21 protein-coding genes are annotated in these 21,598 nt (G+C 66.9%); 2 read left to right on the plus strand and 19 right to left on the minus strand.

Annotated elements, in window-relative coordinates:
- Positions 1–86: 86 nt before the first annotated feature.
- From infB to rimP, 4 genes are all read right to left on the minus strand, one after another.
- A complete protein-coding gene (gene infB, locus WKB88_RS06780; protein ID WP_341393785.1) occupies positions 87–3,032 on the minus strand; it encodes a translation initiation factor IF-2 in 2,946 nt (981 codons plus the stop codon).
- Between the two features lie 132 nt (positions 3,033–3,164).
- Entirely contained in the window at positions 3,165–3,542 is a 378-nt protein-coding gene (locus WKB88_RS06785; RefSeq protein WP_341393786.1) for a YlxR family protein, read from the minus strand.
- Positions 3,543–3,590: 48 nt separating this feature from the next.
- A complete protein-coding gene (gene nusA, locus WKB88_RS06790) occupies positions 3,591–4,562 on the minus strand; it encodes a transcription termination factor NusA (protein WP_341393787.1) in 972 nt (323 codons plus the stop codon).
- Positions 4,563–5,192: a ribosome maturation factor RimP gene (rimP, locus tag WKB88_RS06795; RefSeq protein WP_341393788.1), complete on the minus strand. Its 630-nt coding sequence runs from the start codon at positions 5,190–5,192 to the stop codon at positions 4,563–4,565.
- 87 nt (positions 5,193–5,279) lie between these two features.
- Between rimP and WKB88_RS06800 the strand changes: the two genes are divergently transcribed.
- On the plus strand, positions 5,280–6,452 hold the full coding sequence (locus WKB88_RS06800; protein ID WP_341393789.1) for a DUF4439 domain-containing protein: 1,173 nt from the start codon (positions 5,280–5,282) through the stop codon (positions 6,450–6,452).
- A 137-nt stretch (positions 6,453–6,589) separates the two neighbouring features.
- On the plus strand, positions 6,590–7,537 hold the full coding sequence (locus WKB88_RS06805) for an aminoglycoside phosphotransferase family protein (protein ID WP_341393790.1): 948 nt from the start codon (positions 6,590–6,592) through the stop codon (positions 7,535–7,537).
- 54 nt (positions 7,538–7,591) lie between these two features.
- On the opposite strand, the gene WKB88_RS06810 is transcribed toward WKB88_RS06805, so the two are convergent.
- The 15 genes from WKB88_RS06810 to WKB88_RS06880 form a co-directional block, all read right to left on the minus strand.
- Positions 7,592–8,389 carry a sulfite exporter TauE/SafE family protein gene (locus WKB88_RS06810; RefSeq protein WP_341393791.1) on the minus strand — a complete coding sequence of 266 codons (798 nt, stop codon included), beginning with the start codon at positions 8,387–8,389 and terminating at the stop codon, positions 7,592–7,594.
- Positions 8,390–8,395: 6 nt separating this feature from the next.
- Positions 8,396–10,195, minus strand: coding sequence for a proline--tRNA ligase (locus WKB88_RS06815; RefSeq protein WP_341393792.1), 1,800 nt, complete (start codon positions 10,193–10,195; stop codon positions 8,396–8,398).
- Between the two features lie 209 nt (positions 10,196–10,404).
- Positions 10,405–11,133, minus strand: coding sequence for a hypothetical protein (locus tag WKB88_RS06820; protein WP_341393793.1), 729 nt, complete (start codon positions 11,131–11,133; stop codon positions 10,405–10,407).
- Between the two features lie 4 nt (positions 11,134–11,137).
- Complete coding sequence (locus WKB88_RS06825; protein WP_341393794.1) at positions 11,138–11,872, minus strand: hypothetical protein; 735 nt, start codon at positions 11,870–11,872, stop codon at positions 11,138–11,140.
- A gap of 170 nt (positions 11,873–12,042) precedes the next feature.
- The gene (locus WKB88_RS06830; protein WP_341393795.1) at positions 12,043–12,948 is read right to left on the minus strand and encodes a GNAT family N-acetyltransferase; all 906 of its coding nucleotides are present in this window, start codon (positions 12,946–12,948) and stop codon (positions 12,043–12,045) included.
- Complete coding sequence (gene ispG, locus WKB88_RS06835; protein WP_341394232.1) at positions 12,923–14,089, minus strand: flavodoxin-dependent (E)-4-hydroxy-3-methylbut-2-enyl-diphosphate synthase; 1,167 nt, start codon at positions 14,087–14,089, stop codon at positions 12,923–12,925. The genes WKB88_RS06830 and ispG overlap by 26 nt, the downstream gene beginning before the upstream one ends.
- 110 nt (positions 14,090–14,199) lie before the next feature.
- Entirely contained in the window at positions 14,200–14,490 is a 291-nt protein-coding gene (locus tag WKB88_RS06840) for a YciI family protein (RefSeq protein ID WP_341393796.1), read from the minus strand.
- 26 nt (positions 14,491–14,516) lie between these two features.
- On the minus strand, positions 14,517–15,047 hold the full coding sequence (locus WKB88_RS06845; protein WP_341393797.1) for a hypothetical protein: 531 nt from the start codon (positions 15,045–15,047) through the stop codon (positions 14,517–14,519).
- A complete protein-coding gene (locus tag WKB88_RS06850; RefSeq protein ID WP_341393798.1) occupies positions 15,047–15,679 on the minus strand; it encodes a MarR family transcriptional regulator in 633 nt (210 codons plus the stop codon). Before WKB88_RS06850 ends, WKB88_RS06845 begins: the two co-directional genes overlap by 1 nt.
- 97 nt (positions 15,680–15,776) lie before the next feature.
- Positions 15,777–17,123, minus strand: a complete 1,347-nt coding sequence (locus WKB88_RS06855; protein ID WP_341393799.1) for a M50 family metallopeptidase — start codon at positions 17,121–17,123, stop codon at positions 15,777–15,779.
- A gap of 49 nt (positions 17,124–17,172) precedes the next feature.
- Complete coding sequence (dxr, locus tag WKB88_RS06860) at positions 17,173–18,420, minus strand: 1-deoxy-D-xylulose-5-phosphate reductoisomerase (RefSeq protein WP_341393800.1); 1,248 nt, start codon at positions 18,418–18,420, stop codon at positions 17,173–17,175.
- Between the two features lie 350 nt (positions 18,421–18,770).
- Positions 18,771–19,445: an NAD(P)-binding oxidoreductase gene (locus WKB88_RS06865; RefSeq protein ID WP_341393801.1), complete on the minus strand. Its 675-nt coding sequence runs from the start codon at positions 19,443–19,445 to the stop codon at positions 18,771–18,773.
- Positions 19,446–19,508: 63 nt separating this feature from the next.
- Positions 19,509–20,306, minus strand: coding sequence for an HpcH/HpaI aldolase/citrate lyase family protein (locus WKB88_RS06870; RefSeq protein ID WP_341394233.1), 798 nt, complete (start codon positions 20,304–20,306; stop codon positions 19,509–19,511).
- A gap of 124 nt (positions 20,307–20,430) precedes the next feature.
- Entirely contained in the window at positions 20,431–20,925 is a 495-nt protein-coding gene (locus tag WKB88_RS06875; protein WP_341394234.1) for a MaoC family dehydratase, read from the minus strand.
- Positions 20,926–20,956: 31 nt separating this feature from the next.
- Complete coding sequence (locus WKB88_RS06880) at positions 20,957–21,598, minus strand: CoA transferase subunit B (RefSeq protein WP_341393802.1); 642 nt, start codon at positions 21,596–21,598, stop codon at positions 20,957–20,959.

Below are 21,598 nucleotides of genomic sequence, written 5' to 3' on the forward strand. Positions count from 1 at the left end.
AAGCGAAGGGGCCAACCACCTTCCGGCGTTGGCCCTCCCGCTGGGGACGGGGCCGCCGGAAACCGGCGGCCCCGCCTCAGGTACTGCTAGACGCGCGGCTTCTCCCGCATTTCGAAGGTCTCGATGATGTCGCCTTCGTTGACGTCGTTGAACGAGCCCAGGCCGATACCACATTCGAAGTCCGTGCGAACCTCGGTGGCGTCGTCCTTGAACCGCTTGAGCGACTCAACGGTGAGGTTGTCACCGATGACCTTGCCGTCACGGGTGACCCGTGCCTTGGTGTTGCGCCGGATAACACCGGAGCGGACGATCGAGCCGGCGATGTTTCCGAACTTGGAGGAACGGAAGACTTCGCGGACCTCGGCGGTGCCGAGCTGGACCTCTTCGTACTCGGGCTTGAGCATGCCCTTGAGGGCGAGCTCAATGTCATCGATTGCTGCGTAGATGACGGAGTAGAAGCGCATGTCGACGCCTTCGCGCTCTGCCAGGTCGGCAACGCGCTCGGCCGGCTTGACGTTGAAGCCGATGATGACGGCGTTGTCCACCGTCGCCAGGTTGACGTCGTTCTGCGTGATGGCACCGACGCCGCGGTGGATGACGCGCAGCTGCACGCCTTCGCCGACGTCGATCTTGAGCAGCGAGTCTTCCAGGGCTTCCACGGCACCGGAAACGTCACCCTTGAGGATGAGGTTAAGGGTGTCAACCTTGCCGTCAGCAACGGCCTGGTCGAAGTCCTCGAGGCTGATGCGCTTGCGGCGCTTGGCCAGTGCGGCGTTGCGGTCCGCAGCTTCACGCTTCTCAGCGATCTGGCGGGCGGTGCGCTCGTCGTCGGTCACGAAGAACGTGTCACCGGCGCGGGGAACGTTGGACAGACCCAGCACCTGGACCGGACGGGAAGGTCCGGCCTCGGAGACGGTCTCGCCGTTCTCGTTGAACATTGCACGGACGCGGCCGTGAGCCGTTCCGGCAACGATCGTGTCGCCGACCTTCAGCGTTCCGGACTGGACCAGAACGGTTGCTACTGCACCGCGGCCCTTGTCCAGGTTCGCCTCAATCGCGATACCGCGGGCGTCCTTGTTCGGGTTGGCGCGCATGTCCAGGGCAGCGTCTGCGGTGAGCAGCACGGCCTCAAGCAGGGCGTCAATGTTGAGGTTCTGGCGGGCAGAGACCTCCACGAACATGGTGTCGCCACCGTATTCCTCGGGAACCAAACCGTATTCGGTCAGCTGACCGCGGACCTTCTCCGGGTTGGCGCCTTCCTTGTCGATCTTGTTCACTGCAACCACGATCGGCACATCTGCTGCCTGGGCGTGGTTCAGTGCTTCAATCGTCTGCGGCATGACGCCGTCGTCGGCTGCGACAACCAGGACGGCGATGTCGGTCACCTTGGCACCACGTGCACGCATGGCGGTGAACGCCTCGTGGCCCGGGGTGTCAATGAAGGTGATCGGACGCGTGGTGCCCTCGTGGTCGAACTGGATCTGGTAAGCACCGATGTGCTGGGTGATACCGCCGGCTTCACCTTCAACAACCTTGGTGTTGCGGATGGCATCCAGCAGGCGGGTCTTACCGTGGTCAACGTGACCCATGATGGTGACTACCGGAGGACGTGCCTCCAGCTGGTCGTCGCCTTCGGCTTCAAGCTCGGCGTCGAAGTCGATGTCGAACGTGCTCAGCAGTTCGCGCTCTTCGTCTTCCGGCGAGACAACCTGGATCTTGTAGCCCAGTTCCGAACCCAGGACGCCGAACGTCTCTTCGTCCAAGGACTGCGTGGCCGTTGCCATTTCACCGAGGTGGAACAGAACGGTCACGAGTGCTGCCGGGTTGGCCTCAATCTTGTCGGCGAAGTCCGTGATGGACGCGCCGCGGCGCAGACGGACAACAGTGTTGCCGTCGCCGCGGGGCACCGAAACGCCGCCCAGCGACGGAGCTGACATCTGCTCCAGTTCCTGCCGCTTTGCACGCTTCGACTTGCGCTGCTTGCCGCGTCCTGCGCCGCCCTTACCGAAAGCACCGGCAGTGCCGCCGCGTCCGCGGCCGCCCTTGCCGAAGCCGCCGCCAACGGGTGCGCCGCCGCCTGCACCGGGAGCTCCGCCCGGTGCGCCGCCCGGACCCCTGCGGGGTCCGCCGCCGGCACCGCCGCGTGCCGGGGCTGCCGGACGCTCGGTGCGGTTGGGCATCATGCCCGGAGTCGGGCGGGGACCGCCGGGACCGGCGGGACGTGCCGACGCCGGACGCGGGGCGCCCGGACGAGGTGCACCCGGACGCGGAGCGCCCGGTCGGGGTCCGCCGGAGCCGGCTGCCGGACGGGGTCCGCCGGCGCCTGCTGCTGCGGGACGCTCGGTGTTTTCGTCACGGCGGCCCGGACGGGGCATGCCCTGGGACGGAGCGAACGGGTTGTTGCCCGGACGCGGTGCACCTGCTCCGCGTTCGCCTTCGCCGCGGCCGCGGGGGCGCGGCATGCCCTGTGAAGGGGCAAAGGGGTTGTTGCCCGGGCGCGGGCTTCCGGCGCCGGGACGCGGAGCGCCCGGACGGGGCGCGTTGCCGCGGCTGCCGCTTTCAGCGGGAGCAGCGGGCTTTTCGGCCTCGGGAGCCTTGGGTGCCGGACGTGCGCCGGGCTTGACGCCTGACGGAGCGGCGGCCGGCTTTTCAGCCGCCGGTGCTGCCGGCTTCTCTGCAGCGGGTGCCGGGGCAGCCGGAGCTGCCGGCTTCTCTGCGGCGGGCGCCGGAGCGGCCGGTGCTGCCGGAGCAGCTGCAGCGGGTGCTGCCGGGGCCGGTGCAGCGGGAGCAGCCGAAGCTGCAGCCGGGCGGGGGCCCGGCGTGCCTGCCTTTGCGGCGGGCTTGGCGTCGGACTTGGCGTCGGACTTGGAATCGGACGCCGGGAAGGCGCCGCGAAGTTTCTTGACTACGGGTGCCTCAATGGTTGAGGAAGCGGAACGGACGAATTCGCCCAGTTCCTGCAGTTTTGCAACTGCATCCTTCGAAGTGATGCCGAGCTCTTTGGCGAGCTCGTGTACGCGGACCTTGGCCACATTTCTCCTGTCTCGGTCCGCACCGAGCCAGGTACGAACCGTCTATTTCCTGCGGGCTTCCACTGCAGTCACAGCAGAGCCCTTCACAGAGCACAAAGAAGTACTCATCGCTGGGTACTCATCGGGTTTCCATCAGATTTCTGACCCGCTTTCAGGTTGGACGGTTTCGAGTCTGCTCCCGGTCGGAGCATCCTCAAGAGCCTTGAACCAAGCCTCCGCGTCTGTGGTGTCCGCCTGGCCCCGAAAGGCCCGGTGGAAAGCACGTCGCCGAAGCGCTGCTGCAAAGCATGCTGCCCCGCGGTGCACCCAGGCACCGCGGCCAGACATGCGGCGGTGTTCGTCGACCTGAACGGCAATCCTGCCGTCCACGTCCACACCTACCAGCCGCATCAGAACAGCCTGGTCATCCGTTTTCCTGCACCCGATGCACGTCCTCTGCGGAACGTGCGCTGCAGCGCCTGAGGCTGCAGGGGACAAAAAGAAAGCGGACGGCGACCCGGCCTCATTCATTCTAACGCGTTTCTCCCGCTGTGCCGCATCCACCCGAAGACCTGCCGGTTAGGCCGTCTTGGCGTCGGAAACAATATCGATCCGCCATCCGGTCAGCTTGGCTGCCAGGCGGGCGTTCTGTCCCTCTTTGCCGATGGCCAGCGATAGCTGGTAGTCGGGAACGACAACCCGTGCGGAACGGGTGTCTTCGTCGGTGATGGTCACGGAGTTGACGCGCGACGGCGACAGCGAGTTGGCGATGAACGTTGCCGGATCCTCGCTGAAGTCCACAATGTCGATCTTCTCGTCGTGAAGTTCGGTCATGACGGCACGGACACGGGAGCCCATCTCGCCGATGCAGGCGCCCTTGGCGTTGATGCCGGAGACGTTGCCCTTTACGGCGATCTTCGTCCGGTGCCCGGCCTCGCGGGCCAGCGCCACGATTTCGACGCTGCCGTCGGCAATCTCGGGAACTTCCAGCTCAAAGAGCTTCCGGACCAGACCCGGGTGGGACCGGGACAGCGTGATGGACGGGCCCTTGAAGCCGCGGCGCACATCGACAACAAAGGCGCGCAGCCGGGATCCGTGGGTGTACTTCTCGCCGGGGACCTGCTCGGTGGGAGGCAGCAGCGCCTCCACGGCGCCCAGGTTGACCTGGATCATGTGCGGGTTGTTGCCCTGCTGGATCTGTCCGGAGACAATCTCGCCTTCGCGGCCCTTGAATTCACCCACGATGGCGTCGTCCTCGACGTCGCGCAGCCGCTGCAGGATGATCTGGCGGGCCGTGCTTGCGGCGATCCGTCCGAAGCCGGTGGGAGTGTCGTCGAACTCGCCCACGGCCTCGCCGTCGTCGTCCACCTCGGTGGCCCAGATGGTCACGTGGCCGTTCTTGCGGTCCACCTCTGCGCGGGCTTTGTCCTGTGCTCCGGCGGTCTTGTGGTAAGCCACCAAAAGCGCCTGCTCGATGGTCGGAACCAGCAGATCCAGGGGGATCTCCCGTTCGCGTTCCAGCAGCCTCAGCGCACTCATATCAATATCCATCTAGGCCTCCTCAGCTGTGGTTTCTTCATCACTGTCGGCTATGCCGTCCAGCGGTACGTCTTCAATATGCGCGAATTCAACTTCGACGCGTCCCTTGCGGATGTTGCCGAAGGGCAGGGTCATCTGCTCACCCTGCTTCGGCTTCATGCCTTTTTTCACCGGCAGTTCCGGTATGAGCGTGATGCCGTCCGCCTCAACGGACACCAGGCGGCCTTTGACGTCGTCGCCGGTCACGACATTCACGTTGACCATGCGCCCAACGTTGCGGCGCCAGTGGCGCGGCTCCGTCAGCGGGCGTGAAACACCCGGCGAGGAAACCTCCAGGCTGTAGGGACGCCCGTCGTCGTGCGGGTCGGAATCCATAGCTTCGGAAAGCGCGTGTGCGACGTCGGAGATCCGGTCGAGGCTGACGCCTCCGGCTTCGCCTTCGGGAAGGTCCACGATGACGTGCACGGTGCGGCTGGCACCGGCCATCTTAATCTCAATGTCCTCGAGGAAAAGCTGCTGCTGTTCAACCGTGGGAGCAAGGAAAGTCTTGAGCCGCTGGGTTTCAGCGGCGATTTCTGCGTGCATGGCCTTCTTGCGGTAATCCGATGACGTGTCTTTTTTGGGGCTGGGCCGAACCGCCATAGGTGCCTCCCACTAGATGATGTTGTACCTACTAGCGTACCGACTTTCCTGAGTCCCATCGGCATCGCAGCAGACGAGGGCCCGTTCATGGCATCATCGGATGTAGTGAAAAAGCCCCCGTCCCGCAGAACGCCCGCGGCCGGCCGCGCCGGACGGGCGATGGCGGTCCTGGGCGGCGTGAGGCGTACCACTCTGTTGTTCCTCCTGGCCGCCGTGGTATTGAGCCTGGGGATGGTCGCCGGAAACGGGTCCGGTGAGGACCGGAGCGCCAGTTTCTCGGAAATTGCGCAGACCGATGCGCGGGCCGCTGCCCTCGCACTTACCCGGCAGGCCGGTGAGCTGGCTGACGCTGAGAGCTCGGAAACGCTGGCTGCCGAGCTGTCCCGCCAGGCCGCCGTCCTGGACGAGCAGTCCGTCCTCCTCACCCGCGCCGGCAGTTTCCGCAGCGGCGTTCCGCCCTTTCCCGCTGCCCCCTCCGGAGCGGTTCCCGCGTCCGACGCCGACACCGATTCCCGAGCCGCCGCCTATGTCCGCTCCCTGACCGATTCCGCCCGCGCCAGCCTGGACGCCGCCCTCCGTGCAGATGCCGGGACGGCCCGTCTGCTTGCCGCCACGGGAGCAGCCCAGCAGGTGCTCGCTGTGCGCGCCGCCGAGGCTGCCGGCCTGGACGCTCCCGAACCGTGGACGCCTCTCCCGCAGGCCGACGGCGGAAGCCGCTGCGAGTCGGGCGCGACGGCGTCCCCGGGCTCGCCGTCCGCTGCGGCTGAGGGGACGGCTGGCGGGACGGCTGACGGGACGGCTGACGGCGATTCCGTTCCGGATGCCGCCGCGGCTCTGCAGGGAGCGGTCGATGCGGAATTCGGGGCGGCATACGCCTACGAAGTGGGGATGGCCCGCACCGCCGGCGCCGGTGAGCGGGCACTGCTGGAGGAGCGCAGGGAAGATCATCTGGCGGCCGGAGCCGAGGGAGTGCACCTGCTGCCCGAGGTCTGCCTGCCCGCACTGACGCGTGCCCCGGCCTACTCGCTGCCGCCGTCGTTCGCAGCGGATCCGGGCGATGCCCTCGACTCCCTTGAAGCCTCCCTGCCGGGCGTCTACGCGGATCTGGCAGCCCTTGGCGCCGGGCCGGTCCGCGCCTGGGCCGTGGAGCGGCTGGCCGAGCTGAGCGCCGGACTCTATGCAGAGGAAGGATCCGTTCCGGCCGCGCCCGGGCTGGATCTCGAACCGGCGGGGCTGCCGCGGACCCCCGGCACCGCCTAGCCTGTACCCATGCCATTGTGCCGATACCCTGCCGGGCCTGCCCGGACCGCCCTGCCCGCTGAGTGCCGAGCCGTTCTCTGCCGAACCGAGCCCTTCGGCATCCCCGCGGGCCGCCGGACCCGGTCCGCGGTGCCCGCATGACGGTTTCCGTTGCCATACCCGATGCCCTGAGCCTGCGGTATGCGCGCACCCGTGCGGGCCGGAACTGGCTTGCTGCTCTTCCCCAGCTGATCGAGGCGGCCCTGCTGCGCTGGGACCTGTCCGTGGACCTGCAGGGAAGGGAGCCGTGGCACGGGCACGGCTCCGTCGTCCTCCCGGTCGCATCGGAGCACGGCCCCGCGGTGCTGAAGGTGGCATACCCGCATGATGAGGCCCTCACCGAACCGGCGGCGCTCAGCCTGTGGGCGGGGCACGGGGCGGTGCGGCTCTATGCCAGTGATTCCGACAGCGGAACGCTGCTGCTCGAACGCCTGGACCACCGGCGAAGCCTCTACGGCGCCGACATGGAAACCGCCGAGCAGGAGTGGGGCGGACTGGTCCGGAAGCTCTCCCTGCCGGCGGCGGACTCCCCCGCCTGGGCCGGAGTTCCCTCGCTGGCGGAACGGACGGAGCAGCTCTCGGACGAGCTTCCCGCCGAGTGGGAGGACTTGGGGCGGCCGATTGAGCGGCGCCTGCTGGAAGCTGCGCTGGAGGTATGCCAGACGCGCGGCGCGGTGGGACGGCGCAGCAGCAATGACGTCCTCGTCCACACGGACCTGCATTTCGAGAACGTCCTGTACCGCTGCGAAGGTCCGGCGGACGGGCACGGTTTCGTGGCAATCGACCCGCAGGCCATGGTGGGGGAACCGGAATTCGCCGTTGCCCCCATGCTCTGGAACCGGATGGAGGAGCTCGATCAGGCCCGGCCGAAGGCGGCGCTGCGCGAGCGGCTGCTCCGGCTCTGCGCCGCCGGCGGCCTGGACCCTGAAGTTGCCCGGCAGTGGAGCGTGCTGCGGGAGGTGGCCAACAGCCTGGACTACACCCGCGACGGGCAGCGCAAGGACCTGGAACGCTCGGTCTGGGTCGCTGCGGCGCTGGCGGACTGACCCGGGCGGAGCGCCGGGAGCGGAGCCAGCCCGCGGCCCGCGCAGGGGACGGCCTCAGCCGCGGATGTTCTCCACCCACACGTCGTAGCCGAGCTTGCAGATCAGGGCGCCGACCACCACCAGGAACACCACGCGGATGAACTTGCTGCCCTGCTTCACCGCCATCCGGGCGCCGATGTAGCCGCCCACCATGTTGGCCAGGCCCAGGATCAGGCCGATGCCCCACAGCAGCGCACCGTTCGGCAGGAAAAACGCCAGTGCCCCGAGGTTGGTGGCCATGTTCACGATCTTCGCCTTGGCGCTGGCCGCGAGGAAGTTATAGCCGAGGAAGGTAACCATGGAAATGATGAGGAAGGACCCGGTTCCGGGGCCGATCAGCCCGTCATAGAACCCGATCGCCAGGCCGATGGCTCCGGCTGTTCCGTAGTGCCGGCGGCCCTGGTGGCGCAGCTTGGTGAGCTCACCGACGGTGGGTTTGGTGGCCGTGAACACTGCCACGACAATCAGCGCCACCACGATGATCGGCTTGAACACCGAGGACGGCAGCGACACCGCGAGCACCGCTCCCCCGAAGCTCCCCACCAGCGCGACGCCGGCCATGGGCAGGGCGGTGCGCAGGTCCGGATGGGCGCGGCGGTAGTAGGTGACGGCGCTGGTGGTGGTGCCGAAGATGGAGCCCATCTTGTTGGTGGCCAGCGCCTGCACGGGAGTGATGCCCGGAATCAGCAGCAGGGCGGGCAGCTGCAGCAGTCCCCCGCCGCCCACGACGGCGTCCACCCAGCCTGCCGCCAGGCCCGCCACCACCACAAGAAGGATGGTGGCGAGCTGAATCTCCTCGAGACCGGAGACCACCTGGTGCTACTGCGCTGCTGCGCGGCGCACGTACTCCACCGCTTCAGCCACCGGCACGTTTTCGGCAACGCCGGTGGCGCGGTCCTTGATCTCCACGACGCCGTCGGCCAGGCCGCGGCCGACCACCAGGATGGTGGGCACGCCAATGAGCTCGGCATCGCCGAACTTCACGCCCGGGGACACCTTGGGGCGGTCGTCGTAAATGACCTCCAGGCCGGCGGCTTCGAGCTCTTCGGACAGCTGGGCGGCTGCTGCGAAAATCTCTTCGCCGCGGCCGGTGGCCACCACATGGACGTCTGCCGGAGCGACGGCGCGGGGCCAGACAATGCCCTTGTCGTCGTGGTTGGACTCGGCCAGGGCAGCGACGGCACGGGTGACACCCACGCCGTAGGAGCCCATGGTCACGGTGACGAGCTTGCCGTTCTTGTCCAGCACCTTCACGCCCAGCGCTTCGGCGTACTTGCGGCCGAGCTGGAAGATGTGGCCCATTTCGATGCCGCGGGCGGCTTCGAGCGGACCGGATCCGTCCGGCGCCTCGTCTCCCTCGCTCACCTCGACGGCCTCGATGACGCCGTCCCAGGTGAAGTCGCGGCCGGCGACGAGGCCGATCACGTGCTTGCCTGCCTCATTGGCGCCGGTGATCCAGCTGGTGCCCGAGACCACGCGCGGGTCAACCAGGTACAGCAGGCCGGTGGCGGATTCGGTGCCGAGGACCGGTTCGTCCACGGACAGTCCCGGGCCAATGTAGCCCTTGACCAGGCCGGGGTGCTTCTTGATGTCTTCGTCGGTGGCGGCATCGACTTCGAGCTCGCCGCCGATCTCCACGTGCGCGGCGATGTTCGCTTCGATGCGCTTGAGGTCCACGGCGCGGTCACCGGGAACGCCGACGACGACGATCCGGCGCTCGCCCGTGGGCAGCGTCACGGCCAGGACAACGTTCTTGAGGGTGTCGGCGGCAGTCCACTCGCCGGTTTCCCGGGCGAAGCGGGCGTTGACGTCTGCCACCAGGGTGTCGATCGTCGGCGTGTCCGGGGTGTCCACGACCTTCGCCGCGGGGGCGCCGGCGAAGTCGATCTCGGCCGGAGGAACTGTGGTGACGGCTTCAACGTTGGCGGCGTACCCGCCGGCGGAACGCACGTAGGTATCCTCGCCAACCGGCGTCGGGTGCAGGAACTCCTCGGACTTGGAGCCGCCCATGGCACCGGACACTGCCGACACGACAACGATTTCCAGGCCCAGGCGTTCGAAGATGCGCAGGTAGGCGCCGCGGTGCGCCTGGTAGCTGGCCTCCAGCCCCTCGTCGTCGATGTCGAAGGAGTAGGAGTCCTTCATGATGAATTCGCGGCCGCGGAGCAGGCCGGCGCGCGGCCGGGCTTCGTCGCGGTACTTGTTCTGGATCTGGAACAGCGAGACCGGCAGGTCCTTGTACGAGCTGTACAGGTCCTTGACCAGCAGCGCAAACATTTCCTCATGCGTGGGGGCCAGCAGGTAGTCGTTGCCCTTGCGGTCCTGCAGGCGGAAGAGGTTGTCTCCGTATTCGGTCCAGCGGTTGGTGGCCTCATACGGTTCGCGCGGGAGCAGCGCCGGGAAGTGGACTTCCTGGGCGCCGATGGCGGCCATTTCCTCGCGGATAATGGTTTCGACCTTGCCGAGCACCCGCAGTCCCAGCGGCAGCCAGGAATAAATGCCCGGCGCGGCACGGCGGATGTAACCGGCACGCACCAGCAGGCGGTGGCTGGCGACGTCGGCGTCGGAAGGGTCTTCGCGCAAAGTGCGCAGGAAAAGAGTGGAGAGTCGAAGGACCACGCTGGGTATCCGTTTCTGCAGCCCGTGGCTGCATTCATGCTGGGGAGAAATAGGGAAATAACGCTCCCCTCTAATCTAGCGCGTGCCGCCGCCGCTGCCGGACAGGCGGCACGACGACGGCGGGGCCGGGCCTGCCGTGCAGGTCCGGCCCCGGTTCGCTCGGGTTCGCGGGCGCCGGCTTGTGCCGCCGGGCCCGTGGGGATTGTTGGTTACTGAGCGAGTTCGGCGAGCACCGCGTTGATGGTTTCCTCGGCGCTGGCCAGGGCTGCCTTGGGGTCCTCGGACTCACTGACGGTGATCACGACGTTGGTGGTGCCGGAAGCGGCAGCCACCTTCATTCCGCTGAACGACACCCCCGCCGCGGCCATGGTCACGGTGAAGGCCTGCGTGGACGGCGCCTCGGTGGAGGCGTCCAGGCGCTCGGCGGTTCCCTTGGCAACCTCACCTTCGCCGTCACCGGTCATCTCGAACTCAGCACATTCGTCCACCAGCTTGCTGTTGTCATCGACCTGCTGGTCCAGAGCGGCTGCGTCGGCGTGGCTGACCACCGTGATCCGCTGCGTCTCGCTGGCCCCCAGCCCGGCGACGTTGGCGTTGTCCAGGTCCCCGAAGAAATTCGCGAATCCGAGGATTTCCATGCACTGCTCGGGCGCAACATTGAACCCGCCGGGGGCTGCGCCGCTTTCCGACAGACCGGGGCGCAGGGCCGCGTCGTTGGAGACTTCCCCCGTCAGCCCCCGGTCCGCTTTCACAGCGGTGAGCGCCGCTTCGAGTTCTTCCGCCGTGTACTGTTCCTGCTCTACCGCCAGGGTGGGTGCGGGCGACGGTGAGTCCGAGGCCGGGGAATCCGCCGAGGCGGAGTCATCGGAGCTTCCGCAGGCCGAGAGCGCGAAGATTCCGGCAACGAGAAGCGCACCGGCTTTCATCGACTTTTTCATGGGGTTACTTCTCCAGTTCGGCGAGCACGGCGTCGATGAGTTCCTCGGCCGCACCCTGGGCACCCGCGGCGTCAGCGGGATCGCTCATGCTGACGGTGATGTTCGTGGTGCCCGAAAAGCCGCTGATCTGCAGGGTGGTTGTTTCCTGGCCCTCCGCGTTGACGGCGACGCTGTACGCCTGGGTGGTGACGGCATCGGTGGAGGAGTCAACCTCTTCGGCGCTGGCGGTCAGGACCTGTCCGGCCGTTTCCATCGTGAATTCGGTGCAGTCGACCATCTGCTGGTCGTTGTTCTTGACCTGCTCGTCAATGAGCGATGCGTCTTCGTAACTGATGACCGTCAGCGAATCCGTTTCACTGAGCTGCATGATGGCCAGCGTGGAGCGCTCGATCTTCTCCGAGAGGTTGGCCGTTGCCAGGGCGCTGCACTCTTCGGGCGTAATGACGATGTTGTCGAAGGTGGTCTCCACCCCCTCCAGCTCGGGGCGCACGGTGGCATCGTTGGCGATCTGCCCGGTCAGTCCCTGGTCCGCCTTGACGGCCGTGAGAGCGGCCTCCAGTTCGTCCGCCGTGTACTGCTCCTGGCCTACCGCCAGAGTGGGCGTGGGCGTCGGCGATGCTGATGTGGCCGATTCGGAAGAATCTGCCGCAGCAGGTTCCGCTGAAGCATCGGAGCCGCAGGCCGAGAGCGCAAAGACGCCTGCGATAAGCAGGGCACCGGCTTTCATGGACTTTTTCATAAGTATTTCCCCCAGTTTTGTGTCCCGCTCGCCGGTATAAGCCCGGAAGCGGAGAGTGGTGCTGCCATCGGCTTCCGTGTCACCGAAAGCACACTGAGCATCCTACTGAGGTGATGTGCGTCATGCGAAATGCGGTCGGTCCGGAGTCCGCCGCAGAACAGGAGCAGCCCTTAGAAGAGGATGGTGGCGAAAGTCCCCACCTGTTCGAACCCCACGGTTTCATACGTCGCACGGGCGGGTGCGTTGTAGGAATTGACGTACAGGCTGACTACGGGCGCCACCTGCCGGGCGGCCTCAACCACGGCGGACATGTAGGGCGCGCTCAATCCGCGGCCGCGGTAGGCGGGATTCATCCACACACCTTGAATTTGGACGGCGCCGCTGGAGACGGTGCCCAGCTCTGCCTTGAACACCACTCGGCCGGAGGCATCAAAATCCACCAGCGACTGCTGCCGCGCGATGAGGGACTTCACTCGCTGCCGGTAGTGGTGGCTGCCGCCGGACACCGGCGAGTACCCCACCTCCTCCTCGAACATGGCAGCGCAGGCAGGAAGCAGGACGTCGAGTTCCGAGGGCTGGGCGTAACGCAGGCCGGGGGCCGGCTGCACCTGCGAAACTCCGGTCATCTGCAGCAGCGGCTGGTCGCTGCGCACATCGAAGGGCTGCGGGCTGGAGTGCTGCAGTTCGGACCAGATGGACAGGACGGCCTCGGCGGGGCCAAAGATGGACGAGTAACGGCGGCCGGACCGGGCCAAATATGCGCCGATCTCGGGACCCGTGTCGGAGGTGACTCCCACCGGCACCACGTTGACACCGGCCCAGCAGGCTGCGGTGAGCTTCCCGTCGTCGAACACGCCTACGACCCGCCCGCCTGCCGGGGTGGGCGCCGCGGTGCGGGTCGTTTCAAGGTGCGAGAGCAGGAAGATGTTGGCAACCGGATCGGTCTCGGCCAGGGCCCAGAGCGCAGCGGTGTCTGCCTCGTCCAGGATGCGCAGCATCCCGGTGCCGCCGCCGCGGATCTCTGATCCGCCGCGGTCGGTGGTTCCGGTCTTAGCCGACAGTAACCATGGGGCCACCCGTGCCAGCATTTTCGCCATCGGACTCCCCCATACTCTCTGCGATCTTCATAGCTTCTTCAATGAGGGTCTCAACGATCTGGTCTTCGGGAACAGTCTTAATGACTTCTCCCTTCACAAAGATCTGGCCCTTGCCGTTGCCGGAGGCCACTCCGAGGTCAGCTTCGCGGGCTTCGCCCGGTCCGTTGACAACACAGCCCATGACAGCAACGCGGAGCGGAACTTCCATGCCTTCCAGCCCGGCGGTTACCTGCTCTGCGAGAGTGTACACGTCCACCTGGGCGCGGCCGCAGGACGGGCAGGACACGATTTCCAGCTTGCGCGGGCGCAGGTTCAGCGACTGCAGAATCTGGTTGCCCACCTTGATTTCCTCCACCGGAGGAGCGGAGAGCGACACGCGGATGGTGTCACCGATGCCCTTGGACAGCAGGGCGCCGAAGGCGGTGGCGGACTTGATGGTTCCCTGGAACGCCGGACCGGCTTCGGTTACGCCCAGGTGCAGCGGCCAGTCGCCGCGTTCGGCGAGAAGCTCGTAAGCCCGCACCATGACCACCGGGTCATTGTGCTTGACGGAGATCTTGAAGTCGTGGAAGTCGTGTTCCTCGAAGAGGGACGCTTCCCAGACTGCGGATTCCACCAGTGCCTCGGGGGTTGCCTTGCCGTATTTGGCCAGGAGGCGCGGATCCAGCGAACCGGCGTTGACGCCGATGCGGATCGAGGTGCCGTGGTCCTTTGCCGCCTGGGCAATTTCCTTGATCTGGTCATCGAACTTCCGGATGTTGCCCGGGTTCACGCGGACTGCGGCACAACCGGCCTCAATCGCTGCGAAAACGTACTTGGGCTGGAAGTGGATGTCCGCGATGACCGGAATCTGCGACTTCTTGGCGATGATGGGCAGTGCCGCGGCGTCGTCGGCGCTGGGGCAGGCGACCCGGACAATGTCACAGCCGGACGCCGTCAGCTCTGCAATTTGCTGCAGGGTGGCGTTGATGTCAGTGGTCGGCGTGGTCGTCATGGACTGGACGCTGATGGGGAAATCGGAACCGACCCCCACTGATCCCACTTTGATCTGGCGGGTCTTGCGCCGCGGCGCGAGGGTGGGCGGCGGTGCTGCTGGCATTCCAAGGTTGACCGAGGTCAAAACGTCCTCCATGTGCCTCATCGGCAGTTATTCGGCTAAAGCGCACTGCGGGATGCGCTAATCCATTATCCACCCGCACCGATGCGGGATGTACGGATATCGTTCAGGGCTTAGACAAGATCGGCGAAGGCACCGATAACAGGCGTCCATTCGGTGGTTTTCATTCCCGAGATGGCGCCGACGGCGGCAAAGGGATCCTGCATCAGCAGGTTGGAGAGATCGACGTCGTCCTCGGCAGTGAAAATCAGCAAAGCACCGGCGCCGTCGGTAAACGGTCCCGACGCCAGCAGCCGTCCCTGTTCCACCAAACCGGCCAGCCAATCGCGGTGGGTGGGGCGGTGCTCGTCACGGAGGGGGGCGGAATCGGCGTCGTACACGTATTCAACTGCAAAAATGCTCATGGGCTCAAGCCTACGGGATCGCGGCCTCAGAGCAGGAAGGCGCGGGCGGCTGCAGCCACCCCTACAGCCCACAACATGGAGGTCAGAGTGCCGATAATAAACCGCTCGGCGGCCGCCGGTGTGTCTTTAAGCTCCGCGTAGCGGCCCAGCCCCTTGATGGCCACGACATACGCGATGGCCACCGGTTCGGACGCCAGCACGGAAGCGGCCACGGCGAGACGCTCAAGGACTCCGATGACCAGGCCGCCGCGGAGCACCGATCCCGGTGCGGGAGCGCTCCGGCGCTGCGGGGCGACGGCTGCTGCGGATGCTGTGGATGCTGTGGATGCGGCAGGCGTGCGCAGGGACGGCTTGCTATGTTGCGGCGCTGTGCCGGCGGAGCCCCTGCCTCCTGCACTGAGCTGGGCATCCAGATCCTGGTCGGCTGCGGGGTCGGCGTCGGAAAAGGGAGGTCCGGAGTTTTCCACGGCCCGGGCCAGGCGCAGCACCGCGGCGGTCACCGGCCAGCCAAGCACTGCTGCGGCCGCCAGGGTCAGGACTATCCAGACAAACTCCATCAGGTGTTTCCCTTTCCCCCGTCAGCCCGGACCCCGGCCGCACTTTTTTCGCAGGCGCGAGCGAGCAGCGCGGCCGCGGCGGGGCGGGCTGCCCATTCCTCCTGCCAGCCGGCACGGGCAATGGTTTTGCCCACTGACTGCGGGCTGATCCCGAGCTTACGGGCCGCGGCGCTCTGGGCACCCCAGGTTCCGGGTTCAACATGCTCCAGGATCCGCCACTGTTCGGGGGTCCGGTCCCGGATCAGCCGCCCGATCAGGACAAGCACCGCTTCGGCCTCGGCTGCTCCTGCGGGGCCGCTCACTGCCACCGGCGGCCGGTCGCCCGTCTTCTTGGCGCGCTCCACCGCATCGCGGGCCGCGACGAATGCGGAACCGGAAGCTTCCCGCGTGCTGGCCGGCAACGGAGTGTCCACCGCTCCCACGCCGATTCCCACCGACCACTGGCCGTCCCGCAGTGCCAGCAGCGCTGCATCCACGGCCGTGCCCGCGTCAGCCGTGAGGCCCTGGACTTCATCACCCACCGACCGTTCGAACGGAAGGTCCATGGGCAGGCCGCTGAGCAGTCCCAGAAGGTCCGGAACACGGTCCCGGCCGCTGCGGCTGCCCTTTTGATCGATGGTCAGAACGAACATCAGGAGTGCGGCACCTGAAAAGTGGGTTTCATGTTGAAACCGTATCCGGTTGTAATTGCAATCACAACCATTTTCGGTTTCAACTTGCCCGTTAATCTCAGTTGAAGAGGCTCACGGGCTTCACGATGTCCGCGTAGATCAGCAGTGCGGTCATGCCCATGAACAGGATGGCCACGACGTAGGTTACGGGCAGCATCTTGGCCAGGTCGAAGTGTCCGGGATCCGGACGCTTGAAGAGCTTGGCAACGCGCCGCCGCAGCCCCTCCCAGAGAGCGCCCGCCACGTGGCCGCCGTCGAGCGGCAGCAGCGGCAGCAGGTTGAAGACGAAGAGCGCCAGGTTGACGCTGGCCACCAGCCCCAGCAGCGAAGCGACCCGGCTTTCCACCGGCACGTCCTCCAGCGAGGAGATCTCGCCGGCAATCCGGCCCACGCCCACCACACTGATGGGGCCGTTGGGATCACGCTCTTCCGAGGAGAACGCCGCCTGCGCCACGTCGACAACACGCTGCGGCAGGTTGATGACCACGCCGGCGATGTTCTGCAGGTTCTCCCCCACTGCCGGCAGGACTTCGGTGCCCGGCTGGCGGACCAGTTCGGTGGAGGCGGCAACGCCAATGAAGCCGACTTCCTGCGTCACGGGATTTCCGTCGCCGTCCACCGCGGGGGCGCCGTCCTCATCGGTTACGGGACGTTCGGTGAGCAGCGGGGTGATGACCGTGTCCTGCTCAGCGCCGTCGCGGACGTAGGTGATCGGCACCGACCGGCCGGCCGCCTCGCGGATCCGGGAGGACAGGTCCTCCCAGGACGAGACGGCGCTGCCGTTGAATGCGGTGATGGTGTCGCCCGGCAGCAGCCCGGCTTCGTGGGCGGGAGCAGCCGGATCAACGTCCGTGCATTCCGTCTGCCCCTGCGCCGCCTGGTCGGACGTGATCACGCACTGGTTGACCTCGGCAAGCGTGGTGGTGCTCTGGGCGGTGCCGAACCCCATCAGCAGGACCGCGAACAGCACCACGCCGATCAGCAGGTTCATGAAGGGACCGCCGAGCATCACGATGATGCGCTTCCAGATCGGCAGGTTGTAGAACACCCGGTTCTCGTCGCCGGGCTGGAGCTGTTCAGCGGCCGCCGCTCGGGCATCGGTCGCCAGCTGCTGGAACATCCCGGTGCTGGAGCTGCGGACGGTTCCTTCGGCGTCGTCGGCCTTGTTCGGAGGGTACATCCCGACCATGGACACGTAACCGCCCAGGGGCAGCGCCTTGACGCCGTACTCCGTCTCGCCGCGGCGGCGTGAGAAAACGGTGGGGCCGAACCCGATCATGTACTGGGTCACCCGCACCTTGAAGGCCTTGGCTGGCACCAGATGGCCCACCTCGTGCAGCGCAATGGACACGGCGATGCCCACCGCCACGAACAGGACGCCCAGGATGAAGAGGAGAACGGTCAACGAATTTCCTTCGGATCAATCGGGTCAAGCGGGCTGGGGCCTGGCACGGTCAGCGTCCGCAGCGTTTCCGCGCGGCGGCCCGGGCCCACACTTCCGCCGCCAGCACCGATTCCAGGGTCAGCGGCGCAGTGTCGGTGTGTTCTGCCAGTACGGCGGCGATCGTATCAACGATGTCTGTGAATCCGATGAGACCGTCGTGGAACGCATCCACGGCTTCCTCATTGGCGGCGTTGTAGACGGCCATGCCGGTTCCGCCGGCCGCGGCGGTGCGCTTGGCCAGCGCGACGGCGGGGAAAGCCTCCTCATCCAACGGTTCAAAGGTCCAGGAGGTCGCCTTGGACCAGTCACAGGGACGGGCGGCACCGGGCACCCGGTGCGGCCAGTCCATGCCCAGGGCAATCGGCAGGCGCATATCCGGCGGCGAGGCCTGGGCAATGGTGGAGCCGTCCACGAACTGGACCATGGAGTGCACGACGGACTGCGGATGCACGACGACGTCGATCTTCTCCAGCGGCACGTCGAACAGCAGGTGCGCCTCGATGACTTCCAGGGCCTTGTTGACCATGGAGGCGGAGTTGGTGGTGACCATCCGGCCCATTTTCCAGGTGGGATGCGCTAGGGCCTGGTCGGGGGTCACGTTCTCCAGTTCGCTGCGGCTCATCCCGCGGAACGGCCCGCCGGAGGCCGTCACGATCAGGCGGTCCACTTCCTGTTCCGTGCCCGAGCGCAGGGCCTGGGCCAGGGCGGAATGTTCGGAGTCCACGGGGACCAGCTGCCCGGGGGCGGCTGCGCGCTTGACCAGCTCGCCGCCCACGATCAGGGATTCCTTGTTGGCCAAGGCCAGCAGGTGGCCGGCAGCCAGCGCCGCGAGCGTGGGCTCAAGGCCGATGGAGCCGGTGATGCCGTTCAGGACCACTTCGGCTTCGGGCCAGGCGGCAATGGCCGTCGAAGCATCCGGTCCGGTGAAGAGCTCCGGGTCGTAATCGGAGACCCCGGCGGTGCGGGCGGCATCCCGGATGGCCTGCTGGAGGGTGGCGGTGTCGACGAGTGCTGCACCGACGGCCGCTGCACGGGTGTGGACCGCCTGCCGGGCAAGAAGGTCCAGATTCGATCCGCCGGCGGAGAGGGCCACAATGGTGAAGCGGTCCGGCGCCTGGTCGGCCACGTCGATGGCCTGCGTACCGATGGATCCGGTGGACCCCAGGAGCACCACGCGGCGCGGAACCCCCTCAGTACTGCCAAAGGGCTTGTTGGCTGCTGCTGCGGACGGGGTACCGGAAGATGCGAGAGGGTGCATGGTTCCAGTATCGCGCACGTGTGGAGGTCGCGGTCTGTCTCCCGGAGGGCTGGCCGCGGCAAAAGTCGGCATTGATGCGCACTCGATGGTCTGGGTGCGGGTGAAAGCCGGCATAGCTGCTGCACGCTCGGCGCCCGCGCCGCGCACTAGTTCCCACCCTCTGGGACAGGTGGGGCAAATGGGATCCCGCAAGCCCCGGGAGTGACCAGACAGTGGGAACCTGTGCACCCGGGACGCGGGGCTGCAGCAGCCATCACATCTGCCCTTTGGAGATCCGTAGTACAGATAACGGGCCTACGGCGCCCGAATGACCCCGTTATCTGTACTACCGGTGAGTCCAGCGCCCGAAACTAGAGCGTAATGGGAAGCGCCTCCACGGCATCCGGGATGCTGGTGGAACCGGAGACCACCGAGAGCGCCTGCCGGCTGCCGCGTCCGGTGTTGATCAGCTCAGCGAGGACGGCGGCAACGTCATGCCGGGGAATACTGCCCGGCTCCTCCTCCGGACCGAGCTCCACCAGTCCCACGGCCTGGTCATTGGTCAGGTGCCCGGGCCGCAAAATGGTCCAGTCCAGGTCACGGGTGATGAGGTCCTCTTCGGCGGCAAGCTTGGCCACGAGGTAGGCATACATCACCTCATCCACGCCGTCGGGCCGGGAGCCGCCCCGGACGGAGTCCAGTCCGGAGGCGGAAATCTGTACAAACCGGGTCACGCCGGCCTGCTCCGCCCCGTCGGCGAGCAGGACTGCAGCGCCGCGGTCGACGCTGTCCTTGCGGGCCGCGCCGCTGCCCGGCCCGGCACCGGCGGCAAAAACGGCGGCATCGGCGCCGGTCAGGACCTGGATGACGTCGTCGCTGGTGCTGTTTTCCAGGTCGATGACAACCGGGGCGACGCCGTCGGCCTCCACATCGGCTGCGTGGTCCGGGTTGCGGATCAGGCCGGCGACGTCGTGGCCGTGGGCGGCCAGCAGCCGCCCCAGTTCGCGGGCAATCTGTCCATGGGCTCCTGCTATGACTATGCGCATCTTATGAAGGTAGCGCAGCACCCGTGCAGCTGTCCGGACACCGGCGTGAAATTGAGTATTTCCTCAGCGACCGGCGCGGCTCAGCGTCTGCTGCGCCTGCTTCAGCAGCGGGCCGTCGATCATTTCGCCGCGGAAGTTGAAGACGCCGCCGTGGTTGGCGGCTTCCGCCAGCACGTCGGCTGCGTAGGCGACTTCATCCTCGGAAGGCGCGTAGGCGGCGCGCACCGCTGCCACCTGCCCGGGGTGGATGCAGGCCTTGGCCGCGAAACCGGAGGCGGCGGCGTCGCGTGCTTCGATTCCCAGCCCGTCCGTGTCTTTGATGTTGCCGTAGATCGAGTCGACGGCGCCCTTGCGATACGCTCCGGCTGCCAGCAGCACCGTGGCCCTGGCATGCTGCGCGACCCCGCGGTAGCTGCCGTCCGGGCTGCGGCTGGACTCGCCGCCGAGTGAAGCCACCAGATCCTCGGCACCCCACATCAGGGCGGTCACACAGGGGACCTGCGCGATTTCCGCGGCGCGGACCACGCCCAGTGCGGTTTCCACGAGGGCGACGACGGCGAAGTCCGCGAGCGCTGCACCGATGGCCGGAGCGTCTTCGGCTTTGGCCAGCATCAGGGTCCGGTACGGCGTCTGCCGCACCGCGGCCAGATCCTTGTCAAACTCTTCGGTCCCCAGCGGATTCACCCGCACGATGGTCATGCCCGGATCCAGGTCCGAGGCAATCAGGTTCCGCCGAGCCGCTTCCTTGTCTGCAGGGGCGACGGCGTCTTCCAGGTCCAGGATCACCGCGTCAGCCCGGTCGGCGGCCTTGGCAAACCGTTCCGGCCGGTCCGCCGGGCAGAACAGCAGGGCAGGTCCCATGGGGAATGTCGTCACGCGGGTCTCTCCTTCACATCCGGGGTATTTCCGTCCAATCTATCCTCCGGCGGCAGCCGTTCCCGCCGCCGGCCGGCTTACCGGCTATCCGGGCTGCTCTCCCCCACCGTTACCCTGCACCGTTGCCCCCGCCGCCGGCCTGCGTCCACACGAGGGCGGTTCGCGTGCAGCGCCCCACAACGTCACCGCTTTGGTTCCGGCCGGTGTGTGCCAGCGTGACAATCCCCTGCCCGGGCCGGGAGGAGGAGAGTCTCTTATCCACCACTTCGGTGTCGGTATACAGGGTGTCGCCGTGGAAGAGCGGGTGCGGAAAGCTGATCTCCCCCAGCCCCAGCTGCGCCACGAGGGTCCCCTGCGTCAGCTGCCCCACCGACTGGCCCACCATGGTGGCCAGGGTGAACATGGAGTTCACGAGCCGCTGCCCAAAGGGCTGCCCCTCGCTGTAGGCGGCGTCCAGGTGCAGGCCCTGGGTGTTCATGGTCAGGGTGGTGAACAGGACGTTGTCCGCCTCCGTCACGGTGCGCCCGGGCCGGTGCCGGTAAACGGCGCCGGGCTCAAACTCCTCGTACCAGAGGCCCCGCTGTTCTATCACCCGGGGCGCCATCGCCCGTTCTTCGGTGCCGGCGTCGGGTTCCTCATACGTCAAGGGAAACCTCCAGCGGCGCTCCGGTGGCCGCCAGGACTTGCTCGACGGTAACCCCGGGGGCGGTCTCGCGCAGGACCAGTCCCTCCGGCCCCACCTCGATGACGGCGAGGTCGGTGACGATCAGGTCCACGCAGGCCCTCCCGGTCAGCGGCAGGGAGCACTCGGCCACGATCTTGGGATTGCCGTTGCGGTCGATGTGGTCCATCATCACGATCAGCCGCTTGGCGCCGAACACCAGGTCCATGGCACCGCCCATGCCCTTGACCATCTTGCCGGGAATCATCCAGTTCGCGAGGTCGCCGTTGGCTGCCACTTCCATGGCACCCAGCACCGCCACATCCACATGGCCGCCGCGCACCATCCCGAAGGAGGCCGCCGAGTCGAAGAACGAGGCGCCGGAGTTCACCGTGACGGTTTCCTTCCCCGCGTTGATCAGGTCCGGGTCCAGCTGCTCCTCGGTGGGATAGGGGCCGACGCCGAGCACCCCGTTTTCGGAGTGCAGCACCACTTCCACGCCCTCGGGAATGTAGTTCGGGATCAGGGTGGGCATGCCGATGCCGAGGTTGACGTATTGTCCGTTTTCCAGTTCGCGGGCCACGCGGGCGGCGAGTTCATACCGGGTCAGTGCCAT

This window comes from Arthrobacter sp. G119Y2 (assembly GCF_038069765.1).
In the GTDB taxonomy this organism is placed as follows: Bacteria; Actinomycetota; Actinomycetes; order Actinomycetales; family Micrococcaceae; genus Arthrobacter_B.